General features: G+C 72.9%; 6 protein-coding genes. 2 read left to right on the top strand and 4 right to left on the bottom strand.

All coding sequences use genetic code 11. The features are described from left to right. Positions 1–130: 130 nt before the first annotated feature. Positions 131–2,464: a glycosyltransferase gene (locus AOK18_RS09535; protein ID WP_055694020.1), complete on the bottom strand. Its 2,334-nt coding sequence runs from the start codon at positions 2,462–2,464 to the stop codon at positions 131–133. Beyond that, positions 2,461–3,927: a glycosyltransferase family 29 protein gene (locus tag AOK18_RS09530; RefSeq protein WP_055694019.1), complete on the bottom strand. Its 1,467-nt coding sequence runs from the start codon at positions 3,925–3,927 to the stop codon at positions 2,461–2,463. The genes AOK18_RS09535 and AOK18_RS09530 overlap by 4 nt, the downstream gene beginning before the upstream one ends. 240 nt (positions 3,928–4,167) lie before the next feature. Here AOK18_RS09530 and AOK18_RS09525 point away from each other — a divergent pair, with 240 nt between their 5' ends. Further along, on the top strand, positions 4,168–5,289 hold the full coding sequence (locus AOK18_RS09525) for an acyltransferase family protein (RefSeq protein ID WP_055694018.1): 1,122 nt from the start codon (positions 4,168–4,170) through the stop codon (positions 5,287–5,289). 150 nt (positions 5,290–5,439) lie between these two features. Here the strand turns inward: AOK18_RS09525 and leuE are convergent, their stop codons facing one another. Together leuE and AOK18_RS09515 are read right to left on the bottom strand one after the other, a co-directional pair. After that, positions 5,440–6,093 (bottom strand): leucine efflux protein LeuE, encoded by a 654-nt coding sequence (gene leuE / locus AOK18_RS09520; protein ID WP_055694017.1) that lies wholly within the window; start codon positions 6,091–6,093, stop codon positions 5,440–5,442. A 196-nt stretch (positions 6,094–6,289) separates the two neighbouring features. Continuing rightward, the gene (locus tag AOK18_RS09515) at positions 6,290–7,888 is read right to left on the bottom strand and encodes an acyl-CoA mutase large subunit family protein (RefSeq protein WP_055570954.1); all 1,599 of its coding nucleotides are present in this window, start codon (positions 7,886–7,888) and stop codon (positions 6,290–6,292) included. Between the two features lie 395 nt (positions 7,889–8,283). Between AOK18_RS09515 and AOK18_RS09510 the strand changes: the two genes are divergently transcribed. Beyond that, entirely contained in the window at positions 8,284–9,144 is an 861-nt protein-coding gene (locus tag AOK18_RS09510; protein ID WP_055694016.1) for a L,D-transpeptidase family protein, read from the top strand. Positions 9,145–9,435 lie beyond the last annotated feature (291 nt).

The raw sequence follows: 9,435 nt of genomic DNA, 5'->3' as shown, positions 1-9,435 counted from the left end.
CCGGAACGCCGGGCGGGGGCGGGCGCCGGGTCCGCGCACGCGGCGCGGAGCGGGCGGCGCACGGCACGGGTGAGCCCCCGCGGGCGGTTCCGGAGGGTTCTCCGGGCCGTCCGCGGGGGCTCGCCGTGTCTCACTCCCCGAGGATCGCCCTCAGGTCGGCGGCGTTCGCCTCGGTGACCTTCCACAGCGCCTGCTGGCGCTCGTGGACGTCGGCGACGGTCGCCGCGTGGCGGTCCAGGATGCCGGTCGCCCGCTCGGTGAGCACGGCGCCCAGGTTCCGGTCGTGCACGGAGACGCCCCACTCGGGGCGCTCGATGTCGGCCAGGAAGTACGCCATCTTCGGGTGCGAGATCAGGCTGATGATCGGCGTGCCGACGCCGAACGGGATCATCCCGGCGTGCCCGCGCATGCCGATGACCAGGCGGGTCCTCGCGTACAGGTCCCGGATGGCGTCGTTGTCGAAGTCGTACATCGGGATCACCGGCAGCGAGATGCCGTGCTCGCGGCGCAGGTCGAAGGCGATCCGCTCGTCGTCCAGCGAGTGCGCCACGCAGCGGACCTCGGTGTGCGCGCCGATGCCGCGCACGGCCTTGGCGATCTCCGCGAGGAAGTGCCCGTAGTCGTGCCCGAAGCGCAGGCCCGCCCGGTCGTAGGCGGCGTTGAGCAGGACGGTGTCCTCGCGCTCGGCCGGGTCCGTCCAGCCCGGCACCAGGTGGCGGCTGACCGTGGTGGGGCAGGGCTGGAAGCGGACCTTGTCGTGCAGGTGGCCGGGGAGCATGGCCCGCACCCTGGCGATGGAGCCGTGGTTGCGCAGCCCGAAGAACGCGGACTTCTCCACCAGCAGGCGCAGGCTCTCCCGGAAGCGCCCGGCCCGGTACGACTGGCCGTCGAAGGCGTTGAAGCCGACCGCGTACACCATGATCGGCACGTCGACGGCGCGCAGGTGCTCGTCGGGCACGTTCCACTGCCAGGCGCTGTTGCCGTTGGGCATGGTGTCGGGGATGAACAGTCCGCCGCCGCCGATGACCAGGCCGCGCCGGGCGTTGACCCGCTCCAGGGCGGCCTCGTCGAACAGCCGGTGGGCGTGGACGGAGTGCCAGCGGCGGGAGGTGGTGTCCGGGCCGAAGCCCAGGCGGACGGTCTCCGGCAGCAGCTTGTCGCCGGCGTTGCCCTGGCGGTCCATGTAGAAGGCGACGTGCGCCAGCTGGTCCTCGGCGCCGCCCGTCTCCTGCTCGGGCACGGAGGCGGCGCGCCGGGCCCACAGCCGGCTCGCGCGGTGGGTGGGGTCGACGGAGAGGCCGGCGGTGGCGTACCGCAGCGACTCGGCGTGCTCGCCGTGCACCCAGGCCATCTGGGCGAGCCGGGCGTAGGCGGTCGCGGCCCGGTTGGGGGCGGCGGTGGCGAGCAGCAGCCGGGCCCTGGCCTCGTCGTAGCGGGAGACGCTCATCAGGGCGTGCCCGAGCACCTCGTGCGGCCACGCCTCGTCGAGCGGGAGGTGCACGCCGCTCAGGACGTCGACGGCGTCCTGGTAGTCGCCGGCGGCGATGTGCGCGGCGGCCACCTTGCGGGCGCTCTCGGCGTCCCCGGTGCGGGCCACGTGCGGGGTGCCGAGGTGCACCAGCAGGTCGTGGTGGAGGGTGCCGGGCCGGGCCAGGTAGGCGGCCTGGAACTCGGCGTCGGACAGCTCGAACTCGCGCCAGCGCTCCTCCGCCCGCCCGTACCCGGCCTCACCGCCCTGCCAGGGCTTGTGGCGGCCGGTGAAGTGCAGGATCGCGGTGTCCTCGGGGACCGGCAGGTCGCCGGACAGGCGGCGCTTGACGAAGTTGTAGCGGGCGTCGAGGCGGACGAAGTCGCCGTCCAGGACGGCGTTGAGGATGCCCTGGTCGTGCTTGTCGAGTTCGTAGTCGCCGCTGCGCCCGGTCGCGTCCAGCTTCGCGCAGAACGCGTCGCTGAGGTACTCGCGCTGGATGACCAGCAGTCCGGAGTTCAGCTTGTGCTGCCCGTAGAAGAACTGCGGGACGGCCGCCAGGCCCTCGCGCAGCCGCAGCAGTTCACCGAGGTCGCCGAGGACGACCATGTCGGTGTCGAGCGTGATGACCGTGTCGTACTCGCGCAGCCGGAAGACGTCGAGGATGAAGTACGCCTTGCGGACCAGGTAGTTGTCCTGGTCGCCCTTCTTGTACGTGTCGTAGTGCCCGGTGTCCACCCGGCGCAGCACGATCCGCGGGTGCAGGGCACGGATCCGGGCGATCGAGCCGGGGCGCAGGTCGTCGTGGAGGACGACGAAGTCCTCGCACACGCCCGGGTTGGACAGGGCGAGGCTGCGCAGCAGGGCGAGGAAGCCGGGCAGGTAGTTCTCGTCGACGTAGGAGGCGAAGGCGACGCGGCGCTTGCCGGTGAGCGCGTCCGACGGGAGGGCGGATGCCGGGAGGGCGGTGGTCGTGGCCCCGGGGGTGGTGGTCATCGCAGGGAGATCCTCATGTCGGTCACTCGCTGGGCCCGCTGCATGACCCATTCCTTCTCGCTGGTGTATTCGTGCACGGAGGTGATCGGCATCTTCATGGCTTCGGGCACGCGGTAGGCGCCGCTCTCGTAGAAGTCGAAGCCGATCAGGTCGAGGGTGGGGCTGACGTCCAGGAAGTCCAGCAGGAACAGCATGTTGAAGCCGGTGGTCGGGATGCCCGACCAGGCGTCGGTGCCGAGCCTGCCGATGGTGCGCACGGGCCAGCGCAGCGACTCGTCGCCGAGGTGGCGCTGGGCACCGGGCACCAGGCGGTTGCGCAGGGAGTACTTCCAGTCGCCGGAGACGCCGCCGAACACGAGCCGGGTGGTGACCGGCCGGTCCCAGTTGAAGCCGTGCTTGTGGATGGTGGCGTGGATGTCGGTGCGTCCGCCGGTGTGCCTCTCGTCGATGCGGTACGAGTTGAAGCGGACCACCAGGTCGTAGGCGTCGATCTCGGCGCCCATCGAACTGGATCCGACGCGGCCGGAGTTGGCGATGAGGCAGACGGACTTGCCGGCGATCAGGTTGCGGAACTCGCCGAGGCCGATCCACTGCACGCCGCCGACGGTGGGGTCGGCGACGGGGCCGCGCATCCGGTTGCGGCGCTGCTCGGCGTAGAGGGCGAGGACCTCGGTGAGCGCGGACAGGTCGGCGCCGCCGCGCGCGGCGCGCAGTTCCAGGTACTGGCGCAGGAGGTCCTGGCGGTCGGCGACCGGCGCCTGCCCGGCGGCCAGCGCGAGGAGTGCTCCCACCATGCGCGGCTCGGCCTCGGCCCAGTCCCCCGCGGCGTGCGCGGCCAGGCCCTCGGCCCACACGTCGGTGGCGGGGCCGGCGGCGAACCGCTCGGCGCGCGGGCACTGGCGCCGCAGCAGGTCCAGCAGCTCCCGGTCCTTCTCCCCGGCGGCGCGCAGTCCGGCGATCTTCGCGGCGACCCCGAACCCGTCGCTGTCGGTGAGGCCCAGGTACCGCTCGTAGGCGGGGACGGCCTCGCCCTCGTCGCCGAGGGCCTCCATCAGCCGGGCGCGCAGCCGCCAGCCGGCGCGGGAGTTCCTGCGCTGGGCGAGGACGGTGTCGCTGATGACCAGGGCGAGGTCCAGCTCGTCGTCGTAGCCGCACTCCAGGGCCTTGTTGGCGACGGCGAGCAGGGCGTCCAGCACGTCGTTGGGGAGGCCGGCGGCGGGGGCCGACGTGCCCTTGACGACCCGCTTGAGGCGGGCCGCGGCACCGCCCGGCGCGCCCGGCGCGGCGGCGGGGGCGTCACCGGTGGCGACCACGACGAGCAGCTTGCGGAGCTGCTCGGCGAGTTCGATCCTGCGGCGGTCCACGCTGCCGACGAGTTTCCCGCTGTGCACCGCGCAGGCACGCAGGCAGTCGTCCAGCCCCCCTCCGCGCACACGTGCCCGTCTGTTCTGAACCGTCGTCATGGCACTCCTGTTTTGCCTGACCGGCCGCGCGCTCGCTTCGCGACGGCACGGGTTGCGTTTTCTTCCGCGCAAGGGGGATGTCCGGAGAATTTAGAAAGCCAAAACGACGCCCAGGTGAACTCGTCTCTACCGGCCGGGGAATCGTTGACCCGGTGTTCGATCGTTCTCCGTCCGCCGGACTAGCGTGCTGGCGTGTCCGCGGCCGAATCCGGCCGGAATCATGAGACCCAGGGGTTTTCCTTGACCAGCACGCTCGCCCGTCCGGTACCCGAGGCGTCCCGGCCGGCGGAGACGGAAAGGCCGCGCGGGCGGCCCCGGCTGCGCGCCCTGGACGGTCTGCGGCTGGTCGCCGCGCTGATGGTGGCGGCCTATCACTACGGCGGGCGCGGCGGCGACGTCACCACCGCCTGGGGAAGCTCCCCGAAGGAGCAGTTCCCCACCCTCCACGGGTACTTCGCCTACGGCTGCCTCGGCGTCCAGGTCTTCTTCGTGATCAGCGGGTTCGTCATCTGCATGAGCGGCTGGGGCAGGCCGCTGCGGTCGTTCTTCGCCTCCCGCGCCTCCCGGCTGCTGCCCGCCTACTGGGCGGCGGTGCTCCTCGTGACGGCGGTGTTCGCCCTGCCGGTGGTCGTCCACGAGGCGGTCTCGCCGAGCGACGCCCTGGTGAACCTGACGATGCTCCAGCAGCCGCTCGGCGCGGACCGGGTGCTGGGGGTGTGCTGGACGCTGTGGGCGGAGATCCGCTTCTACGCGCTGTTCGCCCTGTGCGTGGTGATGCCCGGGGCGACCCAGCGGCGGGTGATCCTGTTCTGCGCCGCGTGGACCATGGCCGCCGCGATCGCCGACGCCGCGGACGAGCCGCTGCTCGACCTCGTCCTCATGCCCGAGTACGCGCCGTTCTTCATCGGCGGCATCGGCCTGTACCTCCTCCACCGCGACCGCGGGGACGCCTACGCCTGGGGCATCGTCGCCGTGAGCTGGCTGACCGGCCAGCACCACGCGGTGCGGGACCTGTGGCACGCGCCGGGCCCGGACGCCTTCTCCCACCGGTCCTCGTTCGGCATCGTCCTGGTCGTCACGCTCGGCTTCGCCGCGGTCGCCGCCGTCGCGCTGGGCCGGCTCGACCGGGCGAGCTGGCGCTGGCTGACCGTCGCGGGCGCCCTCACCTACCCGTTCTACCTGGTCCACGAGCACCTGGGCTGGGTGGTCATCCACGGCCTGCACCGCGGCCTCGGCGTCGGCTCGGCGGCGACCTTCGCCCTGACCGTCGCGGCGATGCTGCTGCTGGCGTGGCTGCTGAACCGGTGCGTGGAGGAGACGCTGACCCCGAGGATCCGGGCGGCGCTGTCCAGGGTGCGGTGAGCGTCCTTCGGTCCGCCCGGCGAGGCCGAAGCCCTCGTGGCGCTCTCCGGGCAGCGGCTCGACGCCCCGCTCCTCGGTGGCGAACCCGAGCGTGCAGAGGTACGTCGTGTGCAGCGCGCGGGCCGCGCCGGCCGCCCCGGACGGCGGGCCCTAGGCCCCCGCGAGCGACAGCTTCGCCGCGAAGCCCAGGAACAGGGCGCCGGCCGCCGAGGTGGCGCCCGCCGACAGGGCCCGGCGGCGGCGGAAGGCGGCGGCGAGCCTGGTGCCGCCGAAGATGAGCGCGCTCAGGTACAGCACGCTGGCGATCTGCGCGAAGACGCCCAGGACGACGAAGGACAGCGCCGGGTAGGCGTAGGCCGGGTCGACGAACTGCACGAAGAAGGAGACGAAGAACAGGATCGCCTTGGGGTTGAGCAGGCTGATGACCAGCGCCCTGCGGTACGGCCGTTCCATCGGGGCCGTGTCGGCCGCGGCCGCCCCGGGGGCACCCTGCTCGCGCCGGGTCCGCCACATGGACCAGGCCGCGCGCAGCATGCCGACCGCGAGCCACGTCAGGTAGCCGGCGCCCGCGTACTTCACGATGCCGAACAGCACGGCGTTCGCCTGGAGCAGCGAGGCGACGCCCGCCGCGGACAGCGTCATCAGCACGGCGTCCCCGCACCAGACCCCGGCCGCCGCCCGGTAGCCGACCCGCACCCCGCGCCGCGCGGCGACGGACAGCACGTACAGCGAGTTGGGGCCGGGCAGCAGCACGATGAGGATCAGGCCCGCGAGGTAGGTGGGGAGGTCGATGACGCCGAACATGGGGGGAGTGTCGCACGGGGGTGCGACACTGCGCGCCGGTGTTTCAGCCGTCGAGAAGCGTGTCCACGGAGAGTTCCCCCCGCACGCCGGCCGGTTCCGGCAGGGCCACGTCCTGCTTCGGGGCCCACTCCCCACGAGGGTGACCGGGGACGGGCGGCTCCCGCCCCCGGTCACTCCTACGAGGTGACCGGCCGGATCAGAAGGCGTCCGAGGGCACGTACGTCCCCCACACCTCGCGCAGCGCGTTGCACACCTCGCCGACCGTGGCCCGCGCGCGCAGGGCGTCCTTCATCGGGTACAGGACGTTGTCCTCGCCCTCGGCGGCCTTCTTCAGGGCGGCGAGGGCCGAGTCCACGGCGGCCCGGTCGCGCTCCGCGCGGAGCCTGGCGAGGCGTTCGGCCTGCTGGGCCTCGATCGCGGGGTCGACGCGCAGCGGCTCGTAGGGCTCCTCGGCGTCGAGCTGGTAGCGGTTGACGCCGACCACGACCCGCTCGCCGGAGTCGGTCTCCTGGGCGATGCGGTAGGCGGAGCGCTCGATCTCGGACTTCTGGAAGCCGTGCTCGATGGCGTTGACCGCGCCGCCGAGGTCCTCGACCCGCTCCATCAGTTCCAGCGCCGCGGCCTCCACGTCGTCGGTCATCCTCTCGACGACGTAGGAGCCGGCGAACGGGTCGACGGTGGCGGTCACGTCCGTCTCGTAGGCCAGCACCTGCTGGGTGCGCAGGGCCAGGCGGGCGGACTTGTCGGTGGGCAGCGCGATGGCCTCGTCGAAGGAGTTGGTGTGCAGCGACTGGGTGCCGCCGAGGACCGCGGCCAGGCCCTGCACGGCGACGCGCACCAGGTTGACCTCGGGCTGCTGCGCGGTCAGCTGCACCCCGGCGGTCTGGGTGTGGAAGCGCAGCATCAGCGACTTGGGGTTCTTCGCCCCGAACTCCTCCTTCATGACCCGGGCCCAGATCCGGCGGGCCGCGCGGAACTTGGCGACCTCCTCCAGGATCGTGGTGCGGGCCACGAAGAAGAACGACAGGCGGGGGGCGAAGTCGTCGACGTCCATGCCGGCCGCGACCGCGGTGCGCACGTACTCGATGCCGTCGGCCAGGGTGAACGCGATCTCCTGCGCCGGGGAGGCTCCCGCCTCGGCCATGTGGTAGCCGGAGATCGAGATGGTGTTCCACTTCGGGATCTCGGCCCGGCAGTACTTGAAGATGTCCGCGATCAGCCGCAGCGAGGGCTTGGGCGGGAAGATGTACGTCCCGCGCGCGATGTACTCCTTCAGCACGTCGTTCTGGATCGTGCCGGTGAGCTTGTCCGCCGGGACGCCCTGCTCCTCGGCGACGAGTTGGTACAGGAGCAGCAGCAGGGAGGCGGGCGCGTTGATCGTCATCGACGTGGAGACCTTGTCCAGCGGGATCCCGCCGAACAGCACCCGCATGTCGTCGATCGAGTCGATGGCGACGCCCACCTTGCCGACCTCGCCCGAGGCGATCGGGGCGTCGGAGTCGTGGCCCATCTGGGTGGGCAGGTCGAAGGCGACCGACAGGCCCATCGTGCCGTTGGCGATCAGCTGCTTGTAGCGGGCGTTGGACTCGGTCGCCGTGCCGAAACCGGCGTACTGGCGCATCGTCCAGGGCCGGCCGGTGTACATCGTCGGGTACACGCCCCGCGTGAAGGGGTACTTCCCCGGCTCGCCCAGCTGCTCGGCCGCGTCCCAGCCCTCGAGGGACTCCGGCCCGTAGACCGGTTCGATGGGCAGTCCGCTCTCGGTGGACCGAGCACTTCCCGACTCGCGTGCCATGGTGTGTTGCCTCCCGCCGAGCGGCGTCGCTCGGTCCGCTCGCCCGTCTGCCGTCAGTTGCTCACCGGTCGGACCGCCTACCCGCCGGTACGGACCGCTTTTCGACGGACTGTAGTCGCGGGGTGCGATCCGGTGCAGGGACGCGCGCTGGGAGCTTCCTCACAGGACCGCCGGGACCCCGCTCACAGCGCTCGTCCCGCCGCCGTCCGCCCGTCACTCACCACCATGCCCCCTGGTTCGGGAGCGGTCGCGCCGGGGAGCATCTCCGGTGACGGTCCGCGGGGAGCGGTGCGGCGAGGGGGGCTCACGTGCGTACTACGGGCATCGGGACGAGGGCACGGACACCGGCGCGGATCCGGTCGCGGTCGGGCACCGGCACCGGCACGGCGACGAGGGTGGTCGCCACGGGCGCGGCGCTGGCCGCGCTGGGGTGGGGGGCGGCGGGCTGCACGGTGCAGCCCGCCGGCGCGGACGGCGACGGGCGCCCTCCGGTGCGCATCGAGCTGCCGGACCGGACGCCGCCGGCGGACCGGCCCTCCTCCGGTACGGGTTCCGGATCCGGGGCCGGCGCCGGGGGGCGGGACGAGGACTCCGGCGCCGGGCGCCGCCCGGCGGGCGTGCCGGGGCGGGTGCTGTGGTCCCCCGGCGACTCGGGCCGTGACGTCCGCGAGCTCCAGGCCCGGCTGCGGCAGGTCGCCTGGCTGTTCGACGGCCCCACCGGGACGTACGACGGTCCCACGCGGGAGGCCGTCGAGGGGTTCCAGGGCAAGCGCGGGCTGCCGCGGACCGGGCGGACCGACACCGTCACCTGGCAGCGGCTGCTCGGCATGACGCGCGAGCCGGGCCGGTGGGAGCTGTACCTGATGGGCGGCCAGCCGGCCGCCGCGCCCGACGCGCGCTGCCGGACGGGCCGGGTGCTGTGCATCAGCAAGTCCAGCCGCACCCTGCGCTGGATGGTCGACGGGCGGACCCTGACGACGCTGCCCGTCCGTTTCGGCTCCGACCCCACACCGACGCGCGACGGCGTCTTCGAGGTCTACTGGAAGTCCCGCGACCACGTGTCCACGCTCTACGACTCGCCGATGCCCTACGCCATGTTCTTCAGCGGCGGGCAGGCCGTGCACTTCTCGGCCGACTTCGCCGCGCGGGGCTACGCCGGTTCCTCGCACGGCTGCGTCAACGTGCGGGACGAGGCGGCCATCGCCCGGCTGTACGAGCAGGTGCGCAACGGCGACAAGGTCGTCGTCCACTGGTGAGCGCGGCGCGGGCGCCCGCGGTGCCGGAGGCGCGAGGGGGGCGCGGGCGGGACCGGGGGAACGTGTCCCGCCCGCGCCAAGTGCAGGAGCCGTAGGTACGGGGGAGAACCCGGCTCCGTGCGAAAGCCGATGACCAGTCGGCTCACCCAGTACTGCGTCCCGGCGGCCGAAAACGTCACACCCGGCGCGGCGAGAACGCCGGGCGCCCGTGAAGCCGCAGGTCAGCCGGGCCCGCCGGCGCCGCCCCTGCCGGGTTTGCCGTCGTTGCCGCCGCCCCCCTTGCCGTTGCCC

The sequence above is a fragment of the Streptomyces prasinopilosus genome (assembly GCF_001419695.1).
Lineage (GTDB): Bacteria > Actinomycetota > Actinomycetes > Streptomycetales > Streptomycetaceae > Streptomyces > Streptomyces prasinopilosus.
Note: the sequence above shows the minus strand (reverse complement) of the source record. Positions and strands in the feature narration are given on the sequence as shown.